The organism is Microtetraspora sp. AC03309, assembly GCF_020826795.1.
In the GTDB taxonomy this organism is placed as follows: domain Bacteria; phylum Actinomycetota; class Actinomycetes; order Streptosporangiales; family Streptosporangiaceae; genus Microtetraspora; species Microtetraspora glauca.
Genome location: NZ_JADDIL010000018.1, coordinates 76806 through 96948 on the forward strand (window position 1 = coordinate 76806; position 20143 = coordinate 96948).

Annotated in this window: 27 protein-coding genes and 2 pseudogenes; 13 read left to right on the plus strand and 16 right to left on the minus strand. The window is 68.1% G+C overall.

What is annotated here, in order from left to right; translation table 11 throughout:
• The first annotated feature begins 115 nt into the window (after positions 1-115).
• The 3 genes from IMZ11_RS13065 to IMZ11_RS13080 all read left to right on the plus strand — a co-directional run bounded on the left by IMZ11_RS13065 (position 116) and on the right by IMZ11_RS13080 (position 2006).
• Positions 116-652, plus strand: coding sequence for a hypothetical protein (locus IMZ11_RS13065; protein WP_228641138.1), 537 nt, complete (start codon positions 116-118; stop codon positions 650-652).
• Between the two features lie 163 nt (positions 653-815).
• Positions 816-1412, plus strand: coding sequence for an SDR family oxidoreductase (locus IMZ11_RS13075; RefSeq protein ID WP_228641234.1), 597 nt, complete (start codon positions 816-818; stop codon positions 1410-1412).
• Positions 1413-1520: 108 nt separating this feature from the next.
• Positions 1521-2006: a hypothetical protein gene (locus IMZ11_RS13080; protein ID WP_228641140.1), complete on the plus strand. Its 486-nt coding sequence runs from the start codon at positions 1521-1523 to the stop codon at positions 2004-2006.
• Between the two features lie 63 nt (positions 2007-2069).
• On the opposite strand, the gene IMZ11_RS13085 is transcribed toward IMZ11_RS13080, so the two are convergent.
• The gene (locus IMZ11_RS13085) at positions 2070-3125 is read right to left on the minus strand and encodes an aldo/keto reductase (RefSeq protein WP_228641142.1); all 1056 of its coding nucleotides are present in this window, start codon (positions 3123-3125) and stop codon (positions 2070-2072) included.
• Between the two features lie 82 nt (positions 3126-3207).
• Here IMZ11_RS13085 and IMZ11_RS13090 point away from each other — a divergent pair, with 82 nt between their 5' ends.
• Positions 3208-3645, plus strand: coding sequence for a MerR family transcriptional regulator (locus IMZ11_RS13090; protein ID WP_228641144.1), 438 nt, complete (start codon positions 3208-3210; stop codon positions 3643-3645).
• 306 nt (positions 3646-3951) lie between these two features.
• Positions 3952-6342, plus strand: a complete 2391-nt coding sequence (locus tag IMZ11_RS13095; protein WP_228641146.1) for an ExeM/NucH family extracellular endonuclease — start codon at positions 3952-3954, stop codon at positions 6340-6342.
• Positions 6343-6472: 130 nt separating this feature from the next.
• Here the strand turns inward: IMZ11_RS13095 and IMZ11_RS13100 are convergent, their stop codons facing one another.
• From IMZ11_RS13100 to IMZ11_RS13120, 4 genes are all read right to left on the minus strand, one after another.
• Positions 6473-7723: an MFS transporter gene (locus IMZ11_RS13100; RefSeq protein ID WP_228641148.1), complete on the minus strand. Its 1251-nt coding sequence runs from the start codon at positions 7721-7723 to the stop codon at positions 6473-6475.
• A gap of 1 nt (position 7724) precedes the next feature.
• A complete protein-coding gene (locus IMZ11_RS13105) occupies positions 7725-8294 on the minus strand; it encodes a helix-turn-helix transcriptional regulator (RefSeq protein WP_228641150.1) in 570 nt (189 codons plus the stop codon).
• Between the two features lie 85 nt (positions 8295-8379).
• Entirely contained in the window at positions 8380-8517 is a 138-nt protein-coding gene (locus tag IMZ11_RS13110) for a hypothetical protein (protein WP_228641240.1), read from the minus strand.
• 167 nt (positions 8518-8684) lie between these two features.
• The gene (locus IMZ11_RS13120; RefSeq protein WP_228641152.1) at positions 8685-9503 is read right to left on the minus strand and encodes a dienelactone hydrolase family protein; all 819 of its coding nucleotides are present in this window, start codon (positions 9501-9503) and stop codon (positions 8685-8687) included.
• 90 nt (positions 9504-9593) lie between these two features.
• On the opposite strand from IMZ11_RS13120, the gene IMZ11_RS13125 reads away from it, so the two are divergent.
• Positions 9594-10565, plus strand: coding sequence for a GlxA family transcriptional regulator (locus IMZ11_RS13125; RefSeq protein ID WP_228641154.1), 972 nt, complete (start codon positions 9594-9596; stop codon positions 10563-10565).
• 267 nt (positions 10566-10832) lie between these two features.
• Here the strand turns inward: IMZ11_RS13125 and IMZ11_RS13130 are convergent, their stop codons facing one another.
• Entirely contained in the window at positions 10833-12110 is a 1278-nt protein-coding gene (locus IMZ11_RS13130) for a serine hydrolase (RefSeq protein ID WP_228641156.1), read from the minus strand.
• Between the two features lie 64 nt (positions 12111-12174).
• Here IMZ11_RS13130 and IMZ11_RS13135 point away from each other — a divergent pair, with 64 nt between their 5' ends.
• Both IMZ11_RS13135 and IMZ11_RS13140 read left to right on the plus strand, forming a co-directional pair.
• Positions 12175-12411: a hypothetical protein gene (locus tag IMZ11_RS13135; protein ID WP_228641158.1), complete on the plus strand. Its 237-nt coding sequence runs from the start codon at positions 12175-12177 to the stop codon at positions 12409-12411.
• A 46-nt stretch (positions 12412-12457) separates the two neighbouring features.
• The gene (locus IMZ11_RS13140) at positions 12458-12700 is read left to right on the plus strand and encodes a hypothetical protein (protein ID WP_228641160.1); all 243 of its coding nucleotides are present in this window, start codon (positions 12458-12460) and stop codon (positions 12698-12700) included.
• A 266-nt stretch (positions 12701-12966) separates the two neighbouring features.
• Here IMZ11_RS13140 and IMZ11_RS13145 read toward each other — a convergent pair whose 3' ends face one another.
• Entirely contained in the window at positions 12967-13878 is a 912-nt protein-coding gene (locus IMZ11_RS13145) for an IS982 family transposase (protein ID WP_228641163.1), read from the minus strand.
• Between the two features lie 70 nt (positions 13879-13948).
• Here IMZ11_RS13145 and IMZ11_RS13150 point away from each other — a divergent pair, with 70 nt between their 5' ends.
• Positions 13949-14338 (plus strand): hypothetical protein, encoded by a 390-nt coding sequence (locus tag IMZ11_RS13150; RefSeq protein ID WP_037743720.1) that lies wholly within the window; start codon positions 13949-13951, stop codon positions 14336-14338.
• A gap of 52 nt (positions 14339-14390) precedes the next feature.
• Entirely contained in the window at positions 14391-14723 is a 333-nt protein-coding gene (locus IMZ11_RS13155) for a DUF4279 domain-containing protein (protein WP_228641236.1), read from the plus strand.
• Between the two features lie 77 nt (positions 14724-14800).
• Here IMZ11_RS13155 and IMZ11_RS13160 read toward each other — a convergent pair whose 3' ends face one another.
• A complete protein-coding gene (locus IMZ11_RS13160) occupies positions 14801-15097 on the minus strand; it encodes a hypothetical protein (RefSeq protein ID WP_228641165.1) in 297 nt (98 codons plus the stop codon).
• Between the two features lie 267 nt (positions 15098-15364).
• On the opposite strand from IMZ11_RS13160, the gene IMZ11_RS13165 reads away from it, so the two are divergent.
• On the plus strand, positions 15365-15718 hold the full coding sequence (locus tag IMZ11_RS13165) for a hypothetical protein (RefSeq protein ID WP_228641167.1): 354 nt from the start codon (positions 15365-15367) through the stop codon (positions 15716-15718).
• A gap of 157 nt (positions 15719-15875) precedes the next feature.
• On the opposite strand, the gene thyX is transcribed toward IMZ11_RS13165, so the two are convergent.
• The 6 genes and pseudogenes from thyX to rpmG form a co-directional block, all read right to left on the minus strand.
• Positions 15876-16607: an FAD-dependent thymidylate synthase gene (thyX, locus tag IMZ11_RS13170; RefSeq protein WP_228641169.1), complete on the minus strand. Its 732-nt coding sequence runs from the start codon at positions 16605-16607 to the stop codon at positions 15876-15878.
• Positions 16608-16746: 139 nt separating this feature from the next.
• Positions 16747-16914: a 50S ribosomal protein L32 gene (gene rpmF, locus IMZ11_RS13175; RefSeq protein ID WP_228641171.1), complete on the minus strand. Its 168-nt coding sequence runs from the start codon at positions 16912-16914 to the stop codon at positions 16747-16749.
• Between the two features lie 2 nt (positions 16915-16916).
• Positions 16917-17099 (minus strand): annotated as a pseudogene (gene rpsN / locus IMZ11_RS13180) (30S ribosomal protein S14); the annotation flags it as partial.
• A 16-nt stretch (positions 17100-17115) separates the two neighbouring features.
• A pseudogene (rpmB, locus tag IMZ11_RS13185) lies at positions 17116-17226 on the minus strand (50S ribosomal protein L28); the annotation flags it as partial.
• Between the two features lie 17 nt (positions 17227-17243).
• Entirely contained in the window at positions 17244-17489 is a 246-nt protein-coding gene (locus tag IMZ11_RS13190) for a type B 50S ribosomal protein L31 (protein WP_228641173.1), read from the minus strand.
• The gene (gene rpmG, locus IMZ11_RS13195) at positions 17486-17650 is read right to left on the minus strand and encodes a 50S ribosomal protein L33 (RefSeq protein ID WP_228641175.1); all 165 of its coding nucleotides are present in this window, start codon (positions 17648-17650) and stop codon (positions 17486-17488) included. The genes IMZ11_RS13190 and rpmG overlap by 4 nt, the downstream gene beginning before the upstream one ends.
• Positions 17651-18012: 362 nt before the next feature.
• Between rpmG and IMZ11_RS13200 the strand changes: the two genes are divergently transcribed.
• Positions 18013-18258, plus strand: coding sequence for a GTP-binding protein (locus tag IMZ11_RS13200; protein ID WP_228641177.1), 246 nt, complete (start codon positions 18013-18015; stop codon positions 18256-18258).
• Positions 18259-18268: 10 nt separating this feature from the next.
• Positions 18269-18496, plus strand: a complete 228-nt coding sequence (gene rpsR / locus IMZ11_RS13205) for a 30S ribosomal protein S18 (protein ID WP_228641179.1) — start codon at positions 18269-18271, stop codon at positions 18494-18496.
• 93 nt (positions 18497-18589) lie between these two features.
• Here the strand turns inward: rpsR and IMZ11_RS13210 are convergent, their stop codons facing one another.
• A complete protein-coding gene (locus IMZ11_RS13210; protein WP_228641181.1) occupies positions 18590-19417 on the minus strand; it encodes a hypothetical protein in 828 nt (275 codons plus the stop codon).
• The gene (locus IMZ11_RS13215) at positions 19414-20127 is read right to left on the minus strand and encodes an ABC transporter ATP-binding protein (RefSeq protein WP_228641183.1); all 714 of its coding nucleotides are present in this window, start codon (positions 20125-20127) and stop codon (positions 19414-19416) included. The genes IMZ11_RS13210 and IMZ11_RS13215 overlap by 4 nt, the downstream gene beginning before the upstream one ends.
• Positions 20128-20143: the final 16 nt, after the last annotated feature.

Sequence of the window (20143 nt, forward strand, 5' to 3'; positions counted from 1 at the left end):
AGGCGTCCTGGACCGAGCTCGGCGGCTCGGCCACGATGAGGGCATGACGGAGAACGAATCAGCGCGGCCGTCGACTGCGGGCCAAGGAGCAGGCACGCGTCCGAACTGGGCGGCAGTGAGCGCTCTGGCGGGTGCGATCGCCGCCGTGGTCGCGCTGATCGCCTACTTGGTGCCGCCGTCTGTGCCTCCGCAGCCCCAGACCGACGCGCTGGTCACCACCCCGACCCCGCAGCCGCCGCCGGATCCGGGCACCACCCAGCCCGAACCGCCGGCCCCGAGTCCGTCGCCCGAGTCCGACACGCCCCAGCCACCAGTGTCAAGCCCCACGCGAGTGGTCCCGGATTCCTCCCCACTGCCGCCGGCGGTCCAGCCCGGCTGCGACGAGGCGGCGACGGCATTGACCGCCTATCGCCGGAACGCCGGGACCACCCGCGGCAGCCAGGCAGCCGCGGCTCACCAGGCATACCTCGACCTGATGGGCGCAGTCCTCAACGCGCAAGGGGTGGTCGGGGCGACGATCAGTCGGCTGGCCGCCGAATTCCAGGAGCTGAACTTCCGCTTGACCGGCATGACCGGCGGCGATCCCAACCAGGTGATCACGGATATCAACACGGACCTCGCCGAGCTCAAGCGACTGTGCGGATCCACCTGACCTGACGAGACGTCACAGCGAGGACGCCCCTCCCCGGGGCGACGAGTGACGAGCCCCTCGCGTTCGGCACGGGCGACACGCTGGGAGATGGCACCTGCGATGATCAGCGAGCGGCGGCTGAGTTCCAGGGTGGTGAGCGCGTAGGGGGGACCGCTTCGGCGAGCTGGCCGACGAGTGCGGTGTCCACGCCCTGGTGTGCGACCACACCGACCCCGAGGCGCTCACCTGGCTGCTCGCCGACCTGCCCGAGCGCATCGACGTGCTCGTCAACAACGCGGGCGGCAATACCGACTTCGACGCCGACGGCCGGAGGGACCTGGCCTCGTACGCCCGGAACTTCCGGGCCAACCTTGACGCGAACCTGGTCAGCGCCGCGCTGACGACCAGGGCGCTGGACGGCCGGCTGGCCGCAGGCGGCACGGTGGTGCACATCGGATCGATCGCCGCCGACCAGGGAGCCGGCCCGTACGGCGCGGCCAAGGCGGGGCTGGCCACGTGGAACCTCGATCTGGCGGACGAGCTCGGCGCCCGCGACATCACCTCCAATGTCGTCTCTCCTGGCTACATCGCCGACACCGAGTTCTTCCGGAACTGGCTCTCGGAAGAGCGCCGCGACACGCTGGTCGCCGCCACCGCGATAAGGCGCCCCGGTTCGCCGGCGGGCATCACGGGAGCGGTCGCCTTTCTCGCGTCGCCCGCGGCCCGCCACATCACCGGTCAGGTGCTGAACGTCAACGGCGGAGCTCGGAAAACCCGCTGAGCTGAGACCACGTCTGAGATTCCGGGAGCCGGCCGGAGGGCCCGCCGGATGGCTGAACAATTCTTTTCCTCTTGAACATCACACGCCTACCGCACGAGTATGTAAGCCATGGCGACCGTTCCACAGGAAAACGCGCAAGGTGTACGGCCGCCGGCGACGACAGCGAAGCGGCGCTTGGGATGCCTGGCGGCAATCGTGATGCCGTTCCTTTTGCTCTTCGTCCTCATCTCGATGCCGCAGTGGCTGCACAACCGCGAATTGGACGGCCTTGCCGACCGTTTCCAGAGCTATCCCCTCCCACCGGATACCGAGTTCAGTGATCAGGAGGTGCAGATGTCGGTGGCGTTACGGGGCAACAGCAACCACTGCGATTACCGTCTTCGCTTCAATCTGCAGACCAAACTCCCAGTGAGTGAGGTCGTGCGCCACTATGGGGCCGCGAAGATCGGCATCGAGGGTGGCTGGGTCGAGATCATCGGGTGGACACCGTCGAAAACGCCGTCCTTCCCGCTCGCCTTCGACCAGCGTCAGCCGATCATCGTTGAGATCCAGGACAACCTCCACGACCCCAGCTGGGATTTTCGTTGCTGGTGACTTCTGGGCCGAGTTCTTGCGCCTCTCTGACATGATCGGCAGTCAGCGACAGCCGTTCCGCAGCTAGGCCGCGGAACGGTCGGCGATCGGGCGCCGACGGCGGGCGGTGTCGGCCAGCACCGGCGGGCGCCACGCGCCGTCCGGCTGGTAGATGTTCGTCCCGGGCGGCACGATTTCGTCGATCCGGTCGAGAGTCGCGTCATCGAGGGTGAGCGAGGCGCCCTTCAGCAGCGCCTCCAGTTGGTTCATCGTTCGCGGCCCCACGATCACCGAGGTGACGCCGGGATGCGCCACGGTGAAGGCCACGGCCAGCTCGGGCAGCGAGCAGCCGAGGCCGTCCGCGACCTCGACGAGCTGTTCGACGATGTCCAGCTTGGAGGCGTTCACGGGAAGGGAAGGATCGAAGCGCGCCGGCGTCAGCGCCGCGCGACCGGTGGCGAGATCGATGGGCTGCCCCTTGCGATATCTGCCGGTCAGGAAGCCCGAGGCCAGCGGGCCCCAGGTCAGCACACCCATTCCCAGGCGTTGGCAGACCGGCAGCACGGAGGTCTCGACGCCCCGGGCCAGCAGCGAATACGGCGGCTGCTCGGTCCTGAAGCGCAGCAGGCCACGGCGCTCGGCGACGTGATGCGCCTCGACGATCTCATCGGCCGGGAACGTGGAGCAGCCGAAGGCGCGGATCTTGCCCTGGTGCACGAGGTCGCTCAGCGTGGAGAGCGTCTCCTCGATGTCGGTCGTGTGGTCGGGACGATGGATCTGGTAGAGGTCGATCCAGTCGGTCTGCAGGCGCTTGAGACTCTCCTCGACCTCCTTGATGATCCATCGACGGGAATTGCCGCCGCGGTTCGGGCCCACGCCCATCCGGAAATGCACCTTGGTGGCGAGCACGACGTCGTCACGACGGCCGCGCAGCGCCTTTCCCACGATCTCCTCGGACTCGCCCGCCGAGTACATGTCCGCGGTGTCGACGAAGTTGATCCCCTGGTCGAGGGCTGAGTGGATGATGCGGACACATTCGTCGTGGTCGGGGTTGCCGACAGCGCCGAACATCATGGTTCCGAGGCAGTGGACGCTCACTTCGATGCCGGTACCGCCGAGGACGCGGTAGTGCATGCTCATGCTCCCTTGGTGGTGGGGGTGATCATGCGCCGAACTCTAGGTTCTAGAGTCGGCTCTAGGGCAACCCCCTACTCTGGGGGGCATGCCTGAGGTCGCACAGGATCTGAGCATCGGACAGGTCGCGGAACGCACCGGATTGAGCGTGCACACGCTGCGCTTCTATGAGCGTGAAGGCATCCTGGCCAATCCCGTACGACGTGGACCCGGTGGGCGTCGTTTCTACAACGAGGACGACGTGGAGTGGCTGCGGCTCTGCGTCATCCTCCGCGCCTCCGGAATGCCTCTGCCCGCGATCCGCGAGTACACCGACCTCGTCAGGCAGGGCTCTGGCACCGAGCAGGAGCGACTCGCGCTGCTGCGCCGGCACCAGGAACACGTGATCGCCCAGATCGACAAGCTGACCCGATGCCTGGACCTGATCACCTTCAAGGTCGGGGTGTATGAAGACCACCTCGAACAGGGCCCCGCCGACCAAATGTGCGGCGCCTCGTCATTGCCGGAAAACGCCGAACACGATTAGTTCGGACGGCCAGTTCGGACGGCCAGTTCGGACGGCGCGGATAGTTCGGACGGCGCGGGCGTTCGAGGTGGCTCGCCGGATTCCCGGTCGCCGTCGTGAAAACGGATCGGCCGGACCGCGTACTCGGCGATGACGCCGGTGGCGGGGCGGCGAGGGCCGACGGTGGGCGGTCCGCCGTCCCGCCAGGTCAGATGACGCCAGATCATCCGTACTTCTATCGACAGGAAGTGTCGATATTTCGAATTCATGATTTATCCACGCATTAGATGGGATATTTGGATACCGCGCGATTTAATCTCTGGGGCCATGCGTGCAATGCCCCGGGCGCTCGCGATCATCGTGACTGCCGGCGTCACCGTCGGCTCGATCGCCGCCCTCCCCTCAACCCCTGCCATCGCGGCGCAGGGGACCGTTGTCATCAGCCAGGTATACGGCGGAGGCGGAAACTCCGGCGCCCCCTTCACCAACGACTACGTCGAGCTCTTCAACCGCAGCGCCGCCTCCGTCTCGCTGGACGGCTGGTCGGTGCAGTACACCAGCGCCAGCGGAACCGGAAACTTCTCCGCCAACAAGACGAGCCTCTCCGGAACGCTGGCCCCTGGCCAGTACCACCTGGTGCAGTTGGCCGCGGGTACCACCGCCAGCGGCTCGCTGCCCACGCCGGACGACGTCGGCACCAGCAACCTGAGCGGCACGGCGGGCAAGGTGGCGCTGGTCCGCTCCGCCGACGGCCTGGTCTGCAACGGCTCCAGCACCTCCTGCACCGACGACCAGATGGCACTGGTCGCCGACCTCGTCGGGTACGGCGCGGCGAACTTCTTCAAGGGCACGCCCGCCCCCGCCCTCACCAACACCACCGCCGCGATCCGCAAGAGCGGCGGCTGCGCCGACAGCGGCGACAACGGCGCCGACTTCGACGCCGCGGTCCCCGCCCCGCGCAACGCCGCCACGCCGCCGGCGCCGTGCGGTGGCGACGAGCCGTCCCCGTCGGCTTCCCCGTCAGCCTCGGCCAGCCCGAGCGCCACGCCGAGCGCCACGCCGAGCGCCACGCCGACCCCCACGCCGAGCGCCACGTGCGACACCCCGATCACGCACCGGATCGCGCAGGTGCAGGGGAACGGCGACGTCAGCCCGCTCGCCGGGACGGACGTCCGGGTCGAGGGCGTCGTCACCGGCGCCTATCAGGGGGCCGGCCAGTTGAACGGCTTCTACATCCAGGACCCCACGCCGGACAAGGACCCGGCGACCTCCGAGGGTCTGTTCGTGTTCTCCCCCTCGCCGGTCAAGGCCGGTGACCGGGTGCTCGTCTCCGGCAAGGTGATCGAGTTCAACGGCCTGACCGAGGTCTCGCCGGCCACCGCGGTCAACGTCTGCGGCACCGGCACCATCAAGCCGACCAAGGTGAAGCTGCCGCTCAAGAAGGGGATCTCCTTCGAGCGGTACGAGGGCATGCTCGTCACCTTCACGGACGACCTGGCCGCCTCGGAGATCTACAACCTCGGCCGGTTCGGCGAGATCACCTTGTCGGAGGGCGGCCGGCTGTGGCAGCCGACCGACCACAAGGGTGTGGACAGCGAGAAGGACGCGCGGCGGAAGATCCTGCTCGACGACGGTTCCGACACGCAGAACCCGGCGACCCTGCCGTACCGCTCCACGGGGTCGGACACCGTCCGGATCGGCGACGAGGTCAGGGACCTGACCGGGGTGCTCACCTACGGCTTCGGGGTCTACCGGGTCCAGCCGACCCGGCCGGTCGTCTTCGAGCCGGAGAACCCGCGTCCCGCCAAGCCCGCGAAGGTCGGGGGCAACGTCCGGGTCGCGAGTCTCAACACCCTCAACTGGTTCACCACGCTCAAGTCCCGGGGCGCCACCACAACCATCGAGAGGGACAGGCAGCTCGCCAAGCTGGTCGCCACCATCACGGGCCTCGACCCTGACGTGGCCGGGCTGATGGAGGTCGAGCGCAACTCCGACGTGGCGCTGAACGCCCTGGTCGACGCCCTCAACGCCAAGGTCGGCGCGGGCACCTACAAGGCGATCACCCACCCCAACCCGGGCACCGACCTGATCCAGACCGCGTTGATCTACAAGCCGGCCAAGGTCACCCCGGTCGGGGCGGCGCAGTCCTCCCCCGACCCGATCTTCAACCGGCCGCCGCTGGTCCAGACGTTCCGCAAGGCGAGCGGGAACGGCCAGACCTTCACCGTGCTGGTCAACCACTTCAAGTCGAAGGGCTGCACCGACGTCGACGGTGACGCCACCGGCGCCGACGCCGACCAGGGTGACGGGCAGAGCTGCTACAACGCCAAGCGGGTCAAGCAGGCCCAGGCTCTGCTGGCCCTGATCGACACCCTCAAGCCGCGGAACGCGCTCGTCCTCGGCGACATCAACGCGTACGGCGAGGAGGACCCGATCCACACTCTGGAGCGGGGCGGTCTGACCAGCCTGAGCAAGAAGTACGTCTCGGCGAAGGACCGCTACAGCTACGTCTTCGGCGGTCTCTCCGGCGAGATCGACCACGCCCTGGCCGACCGGAACCTGAGCAAGCTGGTGAGCGGCGCGACCATCTGGCACATCAACAGCGACGAGGGCCGGTTCATGGACTACAACACCGAGTTCAATCCGCCGTACCTGTACGCGCCGGACGCCTTCCGCTCCTCCGACCACGACCCGCTGCTGGTCGGGTTGGATCTCTGACGGATGCTCCAGTGGCCTGAGCGGGCGGTGCCCGGTATCGGGCCGCGTGGGGCCGAGTACGGCTGCACGAGAATCCGGCGGAGGGCACTGCCAGGCTGCGGCCTGGCCGTTCCCTCCGCCGGCCTGGTGACTACGTGATGCGGACCCCGGTCGGCGCGGCGGGCAGCGGTGGCGCGTGGCGGACGGCCGGGCTGGCGGTCGCGGCGACGGCGGTGAGCAGCATGCCCAGGGCCAGCACCAGGATCGTGCCGACCGGGCCGAGCGTGTCGAGGAGAAAGCCCGCGATCAGCGATCCCAGCGGCATGACACCCCATGCCAGGGTCATGGACGCGCTGCCGACGCGCCCCAGCATGTCGTTCGGCACCAGCGTCAGCTGGTAGGTGCCGATCACGACGTTCCACATGGGACCGATCGCCGACGTCATGGCGGCGACCACGCCCAGCGACAGCGGGTTCGGCGCCACCGCCAGCACGGGCAACACCGCGGCCCAGATCCAGTTCACCCCGATGATGACGGTCTTCGGAGAGAACCGGGAGTGCAGCCGACCGGCGACGAGGGCGCCGATCAACCCCCCGCCGCCGTAGACGCCGAGCATGAGGCCGATCTCCGCGGGTGAGGCGCCCTGCCGGCGGGCCAGGACGACCAGCGCCAGGCTGAGCGCCGAGAAGATCATGTTGCTGGCCGCCACCAGGAGGACCGCGGCCCGGACGAGCGGCTGCCGCCACAACCACCGCAGTCCTGCCCTGGTCTCGTTCCAGAACGAGTCACGGGGAGCGGAGCGCTCGTCCTGGAGATCCGATCGAACGAACAGCAGCCCGATCATGGCCACCATGTGGGAAAGGGCGTTGGTCAGAAAGGGCAGGGCGTGACCCAGCCCGAACAGCAGCCCGCCGAGCGGGGGACCCGCCAGGGAGGCCCCACGTCCCTTGGCCTCGTTCTGCGCGATCGCGGAGGGGAGAAGAGAAGGCGGCACGATCCGGGGGAGGGCCGCTTTCTCCGCCAGGTCGTAGAAGACGAAACACGTTCCTTGGGCGAAGGCGACGACCGTCAGCTGGGAAATCGTGAACACGTCCAGCCATAGCGCGACGGGGATGCTGGCGAGCGCGACGCACGCGGTGATCTGGCTGACCAGCATGATGCGCCGCCGGTTCCAGCGATCAACCAGCGTGCCCGCCGGCAGAAATATCAGCAGGTAGGGCAACGACCCCGCCGCGCCGACCAGTCCGGCGTTCGCCGGTGATCCGGTCATGGCGAGTACGAGCAGCGGAAGGGCCGTCGCGCTGATCCGGGTACCCAGGGTGGAGACGATCTGGCCGCCCCATAAGGCGAGGAAGTCCTTGTTGCGCCATAAAGATGGGGTCTGCCGCCCTGCGACGCTCATGTCACGCGCTCTCGTCCGGAGTCGGGAAGGCGTGGAAGACCACAGTTATGTGCCGGGCGCCGGGAAGCGCGTGTCCGGGCTCCCGGCGCCAGCGGTTGAGCAGGTCGATGTACTCCTCCGTGAACTCGGCCAGTTCGGCCGCGGTCAGGGTGGTGCCGCCCAGTGAGCTGAGCGCGGCGTCGCTGAAGGCACCGAAGTCATCCTCACTGGCGCGGAACGCCGCGAGCTCGCCCTCGGCGCGTTCCTGCCACTGCCTGCCGAGCTCGCGCGCCGCGACATCGACCTCGGGGCTGGTGCCCGACCCCGGCAGGCGCAGGTCCTGGGGAATGGATCGCCAGTACTTCCGCCGTCCCTCCGACCGGGCGGTGTCCTCTTCGATGAACCCGTACCGGGCGAGCTGGCGCAGGTGGTAGCTCGTGGCACCGCGGTCTTCGCCGAACTCGGTGGCGAGCATCGCGCTGGTGGCCGCGCCCCGCCGCTGCAGCCGCGTCAGGAGTCGCTGGCGGAGCGGATGGGCCAGCGCCTTCAACGCTTCGACGTCGGCGAGTTCTCGCCGCTGATACGTGGACATTATGAGAAGATATCAATGCAAAGAATTCTTCTCAATAGGGCAATGGGTCGCGGCGGGCACCTGCGGTGACGCGACGAGGATGCGCTCAGTACCAGCGCAGCGCCGCCCACACATCGGGGAACGTCGCGAACACGACGACCGGGAGGAGCGCCACGGCCGCACTGAACGTCCAGTAGGGCCGTGCGCGCAGTCCCGAGAACCTCCGAATCGCGATATTGAGCAACCGGACTCGGTTTCGTGCTGCAGGTCGCGGTTTCGCAGCCAGCGAGCCATGAAGATGGTTCTTTGGGCGCAGCCGACCTCCGGCATCGCCGAGTAGGCCGGGTGGGTGGTCTCGCCCTGGAACCGCCTGAGCAGGGCGGACCGCCGCCTGATCAAGCGTGCGGCGAGCTAGGGGTGCAGGCGGGCGGTCAGGTGGGCGAGGATCTCGTCCCTTGCCTTCAGGGTGGGGTGGCCGTCCTCGTCGACCAGGTGGGCGGTGGTGACGCTGTGGGGGGTTCCGACGATGTCACGGAAGAACGGGGGCGGGTCGGTGTTGGCGGCGCCGCCCGGTAGGACGCGGCCGTCGAAGGCGTCGCCGAGCAGCGCCCGGTAGGCGGCGAAGCGCTGGCCGGTGCACCAGCGGTCGTTGTCGAACCGGTAGGCAAGGACCGTGAGCCCGTCGCGCTCGACGCGATCCTGGACGGCGCGGGCGTCCTCGTCGCTGAGCTCAAGCCCCGCGGGATCGTCCAGGGGCAGCGACGGGTGGTTGACCACCGGCGCGATGACGGACGGCTCAAGCGTCATGGTCAGGGCGAAGTTGCCGGTGAAGCACAGACCGATCGCGCCGACTCCCGGACCGCCGCACTCGCCGTGCGCCTGCCGCGCGAGGCCGCGCAGCCACGCGGTGACGGGGCTGGTGCCGCCCCCGGCGAACGCACGGAACTCGGCGCTGACGCACGCGCGGCGGACGACCTTCTCCCCGTCCTCGGCCGTGGGGTAGGCCCCGTCGACGCCGAACAGCGAGGGGACGTACACGGTGAACCCCGCGTCCCGCACCCACCGCGCCAGCCGGAGGACGTCCGGGCTGATGCCGGGCATCTCCGGCATCAGTACGACACCAGGTCCGGCCCCCGAGACGTACACCGTCTTCACCACCCCGTCAACGTTCACCCGTCGGCGGGAGAAGTCCGTGATCGCGTCGTCAAGACGCCCGTTGGCTGCGTTCATGGGGACAAGCCTGGACTGCCGTTCCCTTGCACCGGGATAGGCCGGATCGCCATTTATAAGGGTAATCTCGCCACGGACGAGGAGGCGGATATGAGCGCGTTGCGGGTCGGGGTGCTGGCCTATCCGGGGTGCTTCGCGTCCGAGGTGTTCGGCATCCCCGATCTCCTGACGATGGCCGCGCACATCGCCGGCCCGGACCGCGACGGCTACAAGGTGTCGGTCGTCTCGCCTCGCCGTCGCGTCGCCGCATCCGGTGGCGCTGTGCTGGCCGTTTCTCCGCTGCGCGACGTCGATGTCCTGGTCGTGCCCGGCTTCGAACTCGCGCCCGGCCTTGATGTGGACGTGAAACTGGCGTCGCTGGCCCCCGAGATCGCGGCGATCCGCTCCCACGCCGCCGCAGGCGAGGCCGTCGTCGCGATCTGCGTCGGGGCGTTCCTGCTGGCCGAGGCGGGCCTGCTCGAGCGGCGGCGGGCGACGACGGCGTGGCTCTTCGCGGACGAACTGGCACGGCGCTGCCCGGACGCCGACGTCCGGCCCGAACAGATGGTCGTTACCGACACGGGAGTGACGACGACCGCCGCCTTCAGCGCCATGTACGACTTCGCGCTGGAGCTGATCCGCCGCCATAGCGGCGCCGGCGTGGCGCGGAGGACCGCGCGGGTGGCGCTCGTCGACGACGCACGATCGTCCCAGGCCCCCTACGTCGACGCCGGGCTTCTCCCGCGGCCGGGGAACGAGTTCTCCCGCAGGGTCATGCGGTGGCTCGACCAGAACCTCGCCGCCCGATACGACCTCGCCGCACTGTCGGAGACCTTCAACGTCAGCACCCGGACGCTGCTGCGCCGCTTCGCGCAGGAGACCGGACAGAGCCCGCTGGAGTACCTGCAGAGCTCCCGCGTCCGCCGCGCCCGCCACCTCCTGGAGACCACGGACGGCACCGTCGCCGCCATCGCCGCCACGGTCGGCTACCGGGACTCCGGCACCTTCGCAGCCCTCTTCGCCCGGCACACCGGACGACGCCCGCGCGACTACCGCACCGCCTTCCGGCGCCGGACGGGCTGACAGGCGAAGGGCCCGCGCGGCGGGGTGCGCGCGGGCCCACCGTCAAATCAGCCGGTGACCGTCAGGTGAGCCGGTGACCGGGGTCGGGGCGGGAGCCTCACCGGGCGGGGTGCCCGGGGTGGACGGCCCTTGGCGTAGACGCAGATCAGCACGTTGCGGCCAGGGCGGGGAGGCTGATTGTCGACCTTGGCGGCCCAGCCCAGCCGGCCGGTGCGCGCGATGTCCGGCGACGCCGTTCATGATCTCCGCACCGCCCCGGCGCTCCCGTCAGAGGTAGGTGCCGTACAGGTCGCCGGTGGGCCAGGTCGTCACCGCGTTGGCGGCCTTGTGCAGGGCCGAATCGATGTCGGAGTAGCTCAGGCCGGACGCGTCGTCACGCTGGTTGAACAGCGCCGCCCAGGTCAGCCCGTCATACCGCCGCACCAGGATGGTGGACGTGCCGGGGAGGCTGCCGGTGTGCCAGGTGTTGCGCCCGCCGGTGACGTTGCGGACCGACCAGCCGCAGCCGTACCACCAGCCGCCGTCGTTGACGCCGGTCTCGGGCTGGGCGAAGGCGCGGGAGATCGACGTCGAAGTGAGCACCGAGCTCGCGGCGTCGAAGATCCCGGCGAACCGGACCAGATCGACCGCCGAGCCGAGCCAGCCGCCGTGCGCGGCCATGTTCTCCAGGCTGAACGAGCCGTACGGGGCCGGGACGGACGCGGCGGAAGCGTCGAACACCGTCTTTCCGGAGTACTGCGAGACGTAGGGCACCTCGCCGGTGACGGCGTTGGCCTTGAGCGTGCGCCCCAGCCTCATCCGGGTGATTCCGCGCGGACCGAGGATCTTCTGCTGCACGTACGTGGCGTACGGCATGCCGCTGACCTTCTCGATGATCCGCCCGAGCAGCATGTAGTCGTAGTTGGCGTAGGCGTAGGTGCTGCCGGGGTCGTGGTTCAACGTCAGGCCGCTGGCGTACCGGATGATGTCGGCCTGGCCCACCGGCAGCGCCGCACCGAGCGCCCTGGAGATCGTCAGGTCGCTGAACATCGGGTCGGTGGTGACGGACGAGTCCCAGCCGCCCAGGTGCTGCAGCAACCTCAGCACGGTCACGTTCGCCAGCCGCGGATCCAGCGTCTTGCCGGACGGAGGCGTCAGGGTGAGCAGGTCGGGCAGCCGGTCGGTGAGCTTGAGCTTGCCATCCTGCACCAGCTTGAGGATGGCCGCCGCGGTGATGGGCTTGCTCAGGCTGGCGATCCGGAACAGCGAGGTCGGCTGGGTCTTCAGTACCGTGCTGGTCGTCCAGGTGTACCCGCGGGCCAGCACGAGCTTGCCCTTGCGCGCCACGGCCAGCGATCCGCAGGAGATGTTCCTGGCCTGCATGAAGGCCTTCATCGTGCTGTCGAAGCTGCTCAGCCCCGCGCCCAGGGTGCCGGTCGTTCTCCACGACGCGGCGGCGGCGTGCGCCGTGCCCGCCTGCCCGGTGAGGAGGCCGGCGCCGGCCAGCCCGAGCCCGGACAAGCCCACCGTTCGGCCGAAATCACGTCGGGTCAGCCCGTCAGCCATCTGTCTACCTCCATGATCGGGTGGTGCGAACAAGGGGGCAAACTATCCCAAAACCCTTTTATGGGTGGCGCGAATTGCGGCTTTTGCGGACGCCGTGTGCTACGAGGAGGAATGGCTCCCGGGCGCGCCCATGCGGGCCGCCACGTGGCCGGCGGAGGTACGGCGTTGCCCGGACCGCTGGTTCACCACCGGGCGGGACCGGGTGGACCTGCTGCTGGCCCTCGGGCATACCGATGTGAAGGCCTTTCTGCGCCAGGCGGCTCAGCCGGGTCGAGGACCTCTGGGAGATCCGCACGTCTGACGGGCTCGAAATCGAGCCGCCCGGGGACGAGGACGGTCCATGCCGGATGGCCCCGCAGGTCGCGCGGTACCTGCGGGGCGAGCGGGACAGGCTGGCGGAGGAAGGGACGGAGGTGCTGCACTGGGTGGCCGATCGGTGTGGCCCCGGGGACCCGTGGGGCGAGGGCGGACTCTCCCCGTTCGAACCGGGTGCGCCGCGCTACGACTTCTCCGATTCCGTGGAGGTCGGCCCTACGCTGCCGCGCTTCAGCCTGAACTTCGCCGACGGGGCGCACATGGTCAATCACTGACCGTACGGGCAGTGGTAGGTGGACTTCGTCTGTCGATCGCACCAGGAATCGCGACGGACCGGCTCTGTATCGGGGTCTCCTGGCCTTGATTTGCTAGGCTCCGCCGGACGTGAAGCGCCTCATCCGTCAAAGACGATCCCGTGCGGACAACTGAAGCACCTACCCTGCTCAGGTGATCATCGAGCAACGTGTGTACTTCATGATCCGGTCCAATCATCTATCTCCCGAGCAGATCACCAGGCACCTAGATGATCTATTCCAAGGGGTCAGTGATCGTAGGCGATCAGTGAGCGTAGGACGGTTTGTCCGGTGGCGTCGTTGTGCCAGATCGCGGCGGTCAGCGCGAGGATGCGTTGCATGACGCGGGCTATGACCCCTCCGGGTGTGCGCCCTCGGTGCCGTTCGAGGTCAAGCTGTCCTTTGAAGGTCTCGTTGATCGATTCGATGACCTGACGCAGCGGCTTGAACAGGGCTGCAGGCCGTTCCCGTTCACCTTTACGGGCCGGCCGCAGCAACTGGACTCCACGCTCGGACAGTTCGCGTTCGAAACCACGGCCGAAGTAGTTCTTGTCGCCGATGAGAGTCTGTCGGGGGCGCTCTCGCAGAAGCTTGCATTCGGCTGCCAGGAGGTCAAGGAGGGTCTCGCGTTCGTCGGCCTTGGCCCCGGTCAGGGCGAAGGCGATGGGCAGGCCCTGAAGGGTGCAGACCAGGTGCAGGTGCAGGCCCCAGAGGAAGCGGCTGTGGCTGGCGCAGTAGCCGCATTTGGCCCAGCCTGCCAGGCCGGAGCGTTTGACGGTCTCGCGGGAGCGGCCGCATTCCACCGGGGTGGAGTCCACGACCCATACGTCGTCGCTCCACACCGAGGTGGTGGTGGCCAGGATCCGGTTGACGCTTCGCATCAGACCGGCGGCCTTGCGCAGCCGCTTGTTGTAGCCGGGCTGCTGGGGCAGGTAGGGGAAGAGGTGGCGCAGGTGGGCACGGGCGTAGCGGAGCCATTTGGCCTCGGAGGTGTAGCCGAGTATGGCCTGCATCGTGGCGAGGGTGACCAGTTCGGCATCGCTCAGGCGGGGCGTAATGCCGACCGGCGGGCGCCACGGCGCCAGGTCGGGATGCTCCTTCAGCATGTCGTCGGTCGTCGCATAGATTGCTGTCGCGAGGGTGTCCACGTCGTTCGCCATAAGACGATCTTGGACACCCTCGTTCTCGTCTCCGCAGGCACCCCTTGGACCACACCACCAGGAGGAACCAGTGTCATACCCGCAACTGCTCACCCCCGAGGAGAAGCTCGCCGACGCGAAGAAGCTGTTGAGCCTCCCGCGTATCGTCGTGATCTGCGGCTCCACCCGTTTCATGACCGAGATGAACGAGGCCGATCTGCGGGAGACCAAAGCCGGAAAGATTGTCGTCAAACCGGGCTGTGACATGAAGTCGCCGCACGAACTTTGGTCCGATCCTGTCGAGGCCGAGGCGCTGAAGGTTCGACTCGACGATCTGCACCGGGCGAAGATCCGGCTCGCTGATGAGGTGCTCGTAGTCGGCGACTACATCGGAGACAGCACCCGAGCCGAAATCGCCTACGCCCGGTCGCTGGGCAAGCCGGTGCGGTTCACGCACCCCGAAGTCGACCCTGACGCCTGACCGCCCACCCCCACACCCTCCGCAGGCACCCCTTGGAATTGATCATCTAGGGATCACTCCCAGCCGGACCGAAGCCAGGGAATCGCGAGGCAGCCGGACCGGGCGCCTGATACCGCCGTGCCATGAGTGGATCGTGGGCTCAGGTCTTCCGGAGACCGCTTCGCTCGACGATCAGGTGGAGGCCCTGCTGGGCCGACTGATTAACGCAGGCGAGCTAATCGGAGAGCTGACGGCCCAAGGCAGTGAAGCCGACCTCGTCATATTCCGCTCATTCGAGCCGGGGTCGGGTTCCACCAGATTGGGGCTGCTCCTCAACGAGGAAGCCATCGGGTTCCTCCACAAGGCTGGAGCGTGCGTATGGATCGACGAGTACGACGATGAATAGCCAGAGGGTGGCGACATGGCCACCTCCGGGAACCGGAGCGCCGCGTCGCGGCCGTCGCGGCGGCACTCACTCGCCGATCATCCTTTATGGTCCCTCTTCCCGTGCTCGACGACTGCGCAGACGAGGGCCGCGATCATCATCCCGAAGCCTGCCTTCACTGCGATGTCGGACGTCTCAGGACGTGCGGAGAAGTAGCGGCCTAAGAATCCGGCCGCTTCGATCAGGGATAAGAGGAACAATGCAACGCCGCTGATCAGGAACCCTCTGCGAAAAATCGCGGACGCATTCACCGGATTCAGAAATGCGCGGTATGCGGCATGTCCAAGGGTGACCATTGGAAACAGCAATATAAGGCTGTCAAAAGCATCGGTCATGACGGCTGATCGTATGCCGGGAGGAGTCGCATGGGAAGCGAACCGCGGGCGTGCGGCGGGTGGTCCCATTTATCGCGCTATGGCCGCTCGGCATGCCTGGCGGGCAGGTCAGAAAAGGTGCGGGCGGTAAGGCGCCTGGGTTCGGCCCTGAACCTGTGGACCGGCAGCTCGTCTTCTTCTCGTCACCCTGTCCAGTCGCACGCTGATCGCACGGGTATCCGCAGGCACCATGATGGCCTCGTGGGTTGGACAAGTGACTGCTGGTTGGTGGCCGTCCGTGAGGAGATTCCTGCCGACGAGATCAGGAGATGGTGGAACGCCAAGGAGGCTCCGCTGCTCGACGATCTCGTGATGAGCGCACCTCGCGTCTGGCTGGGGAAAATGACTGACTCGGGCGAAGAAGCTCTTCCCAGCCCGGCCAGACGGGTCTACGCTCTCCTCTTTCTCCGCGGCACGCTGCCCGAATACGTCGTTCCCGTCCTGGACGAGGAGCTGATCGCTGAAATCCTGGCGTCGTTCCAACCTCAGGACGCCGACAACCCAGAGGATCAGCACGGAGCGTTGGCGGAGGTCACCGCGTTTCTCGCGGAGCACCGAGGAACTGGTGTCCTCACTGACTAGGAGTGCGTTCTTTAGCGTGCGCGACGGCGATGGAGACTCCGTTCGCTGCGCTGGTGGGGCCGCGGGCCCTGCCGTTCCCCGACATCCTCCCGGTTGTCTCCCGCGAGACGGGCCGCCCCGTTGCTGTTGTCGCGACGGGCAACATTTGTCAGAACCCCTAGGGACAGACGCGGCCGGAGGACTGGAAGGCGGCGTGGGTGAGGGGCATCAGTTCGGCCCAGATCGCTTCCATCTTCTCGGCGACCATCTCGATCTCGTGCTGCGGGAACGACGGGAAGGCCGAATCCTCGCGCCTGGTACGCAGCGACAGGAAGTTCATCAGGGCGCGGGCGTTGCAGGTGGCGTACATCGAGGAGTAGAGGCCGACCGGGAGTACGGTACGCGCCACCTCGCGGGCGACACCGGCCTCCAACATCTCCACGTACGCCCGGTAGGCCTGGCGGTAGCTCTCCTTGGTGGTCTCGGCGACCAGCGAGCGCTGCTCCTCCGTGCCGTCGACGAACTCGTACTTGCCGGGCTTGCCGATCTGGACCAGCTTGCGGTCCGGGGCGGGCACGTAGAAGACCGGCTCCAACGTCCGGTAGCGGCCGCTCTCCTCGTTGTAGCTGAACGTCCGGTGCCGCATGAACTCCCGGAACACGAAGATCGGCGCCCGTACATAGAAGGTCATCGAGGAATGTTCGAACGGAGTGCCGTGCCGATCCCGCATCAGGAAGTTGATCAGGCCGCGGGAGCGCTCCGGATCGGCCTGGATCTCCTCCAGGGAGCTCTCCCCCTTGGTCGACACCCGGGCCGCCCACAGCACATCGGCGTCGGACGCCGCATGCTTGATCAGCTCGACGGTCACGTCGCTGCGGAACTGGATCTCGGTCGCTTCGTTCTGGCTCACGCGGTCACTCTAGGAAAGATGGAGAGACGACGAGGTGGCCGGGCCGACACTGCCGAGGTCCGGCGCGCCGTGGCCGGGCGTCCGCCCGGCCACGGCGCGAGGGGGACCGTCTGCGAGGCGTCGCCCCCACGGGCTCGTTTCATCGAACCGTGATGAACCCCCGCTGGTAGGCGCGTACGAGACGGCGAGGGACCAGGAGGTCCCGGCCGTTCACCGTGATCGGGACGAGGTCGGGAGCGGTCGCCTTCCACTGGCTGCGCCGATGCCGGGTGTTGCTGCGGGAGGTCCTGCGCTTGGGCACGGCCATGGCTACCAGCTCGCCTTCGTGACGCCGGGGAGCTCGCCCCGGTGGGCCATCTGCCGGAAACGGATCCGGGAGAGCCCGAACCTGGTCAGATGGCCGCGGGGACGGCCGTCGACGGAGTCGCGGTTGCGCACCCGGGTCGCGCTGGCGTCACGCGGCTGCCGGCCCAGTTCCCGTACGGCTCGCGCGCGCTGCTCCGGTGCCCTCGCCCGGTAGCCAGTAGCGATGGCGCTGGATGTTGGGGTTCCACCGCCGCCGGGTGCGCCGGTGGGAGTGGGAGACGTTGTTGCCGAAGACCGGCTTGGCGCCGGTCAGTTAGCAGCGGGCGGACATCAGTCCCTCCCGTAGCGCCGGTTGAACCGCTCGACGCGGCCCGCGGTGTCCAGGACGCGGCCGCGGCCGGTGTAGAAGGGGTGGCTCGCGGAGGAGACGTCGACGTCGACCACCGGGTAGGTGTTGCCGTCCGTCCACTCGATGGTCCTGTCACTGGTGATCGTGGACCGGGTGAGGAACGCGAAGTCCGCGCTCGGGTCCCGGAAGACGACCGGGTGATAGCTGGGGTGGATGCCCTTTTTCATCGTTCCTCCCTGAAGCGCACGTGTCGGCGGACGATCGGGTCGTACTTGCGGAGCGTGAGCCTGTCGGGGTCGTTGCGCCGGTTCTTCGTGGTCACGTAGGTGTAGCCGGTCCCGGCGGTCGATCGGATTTTGATCACCGGGCGTAGCTCGTTCCTGGCCAAATCGGATCCTCTCTCGTTGCGAGATGTGTAATGATAACGACAACCGTTTTCATTCCCGCAACTGGAGGTGTCGTGTCCACCCCTGTCGTCCTCGTCGCGGGCCTGCACGCCTCGGCCCGCACGGCAACCGTCGACAGGCTGTTGACGGAGCACCCCGGATCTGTCGCCGTCCACCGCCGACCTCTCCCGGGGAGTGCTCGGCCACCTCGCGCCCTTCACGCCGATCCACGAGCTCACCGCGCCGCCCCACCTCACCGGTGCCGCACTGTGCACCGCGGAGCTGGCCGAACGCGTCGACCCCGCCACGGCCCAGCTCCCCTGCGACGCCCAGGACGACGAGATCACCACGGTGGTGTGGCACCATGTGCGCCCGCTGCACCCCGCCCGCCTGGGAGGGGATCTCCCCGGCCCGCCGTGTGGCCGCCACCCTGAACTGGCACCCGGTCAGCGGCGACCGCGTCCAGCACCTGGTCTTCACCGGCCCGGACCTCGACCGCGAGCACATTCACGAACTGCTCGACGCCTGCCTGCTCACCCGGGAGGAGGAACAGGCCGGTCCCGGCGCCTGGGCCGACTACGACGACCCGTTCGCCCCATCCTCGACCTGAAGGAGATCGTATGAAGCCCCGCCGTACCCCACGCAAGAAGAGCAATCCGCTGCGGGGCGTCGGTTACATCGACTACAAGGACACCGACCTGCTGCGCAGGTTCGTCTCCGACCGGGGCAAGATCCGCAGCCGCCGGGTCAGCGGCGTCACCGTACAGCAGCAACGGCAGCTGGCCCGCGCGATCAAGAACGCCCGAGAGATGGCACTGCTGCCCTACGCCTCCCGGCCCCGCGGATGACGGCACGCCGCCTTTCGGCCCGGTGATCAGCTTGCGGCCCGGCAGGACGACCAGGGTGAGGGTGCGACGCGTTCGGACGGCTTGCGACCCGTGTCAGCTCACCTCCTTACGGATCACTCGCACCATGCCGGCCGTCATCGGGATGACGATCCACAGGATCGTCGACGTGGCCAGCCGGGCGGCGTCGCCGCCGGTCATGTCGCCGTCCATCAGGGGAGTGGCGGTGGTGTTCAGGTCGAACCATTCGGCGAGGATCTCGCCGACGGCGCCAAGCCTGCTCACTACGGCCCACAGGACCGGAGCCGACAAGCAGACCACGATCGCGGCCGGCGCGTTCATGAGCAGCATGCCCAGGGCGAGCCCCGTCGCGACCACGAGAACGTTCGTCACGGTCCAGCCCAGCAGGGCGAGAGGCGCGATCTCCCAGGTGGCCGGGACGTCCCGAACCCCGGCGACGACGGCCGTCACCGCCGCTGCGATCAGGATCGCGAGCAGAGAGGCCGCCACGGCCGTGATCAACGGTGGCAGGCACTTGGCCGCCATCACCCGCGAGCGTCGGGGTTCGAGCGTGAACGTGGTCAGGGCGGTGCGATGACTCCATTCGCCGGTCACCGTGAGGATGCCGAGCACGGGGAGCAACGTCCCGAACCCGATTCCGGCGGTGCCGACCAATGTGTGCAGCTCCGGACCCACGACGACACCGCGCCCGATGATGGCCACGACCGTCACCAGGCCCAGAATCACCGTCATGATCGTGCCGGTCCGCGTGTCGAAGAGCTTGCGCGCCTCGACCGACAGCAGCCGGTGGAACGGGATCGGCGGCCGGTGGATGTCCGTGGACTGCGAGCCGATGGCCGGGACGTCGTCCGTTGTGGCGCCGTTCACGGTGCTCGTGGTCGGGGGAATCCCGGTGTCGGTCACGTCGTGCTCCGATCGGCGTTCGCGGTCAGTTCGAAGAAGGTCTGTTCGAGGCTCTGGCCCCGGTTGAGCTCGTCGACGGTGCCCTGAGTGAGGACGCGGCCCCGGCCGATGATCACGATGTGGTCGGCGACCTGCTCCACTTCGTGCAGCAGGTGCGAGCTGAGCAGTACGGAGCACCCCGAGTCCGAGAGGCCGTGGAGCAGCCCGCGCATCCACCGGATGCCCTGCGGATCGAGACCGTTGACGGGCTCGTCCAGGACGAGCACCTTCGGCCGTCCGAGGAGGGCGTGGCCGACGCCGAGACGCTGCCGCATCCCGAGCGAGTAGCCGCTGACCGTCCGTCCGCTCTCCCGGCCGGTCAGCCCGACCAGGTCGAGGACCTCGTCGACCCGCGACCTCGGCAGGCCGAGCATCATCGCGCCCAGGGTCAGGATCTCCCGCCCGGTGCGGCCGGGATGCTGGGCGCCGGCGTCGAGCAGCGTGCCGACATGGAAACCCGGGCAGGCCAGCTCGGCGTACGTCCGGCCCAGCATGGTGGCCGAGCCCGCCGTGGCGCGGGAGAGCCCGACCAGGATGCGCATCGCGGTCGACTTTCCGGCGCCGTTGGGCCCAAGGAAACCGGTGACGCTCCCGGCTTCTACGGTGAAGGACACGTCGTCGAGCGCCTTCACACCTTTGTAGATCTTGCTGACGTTCCTGAACTCGATCACGGATCCAGCTCATCGG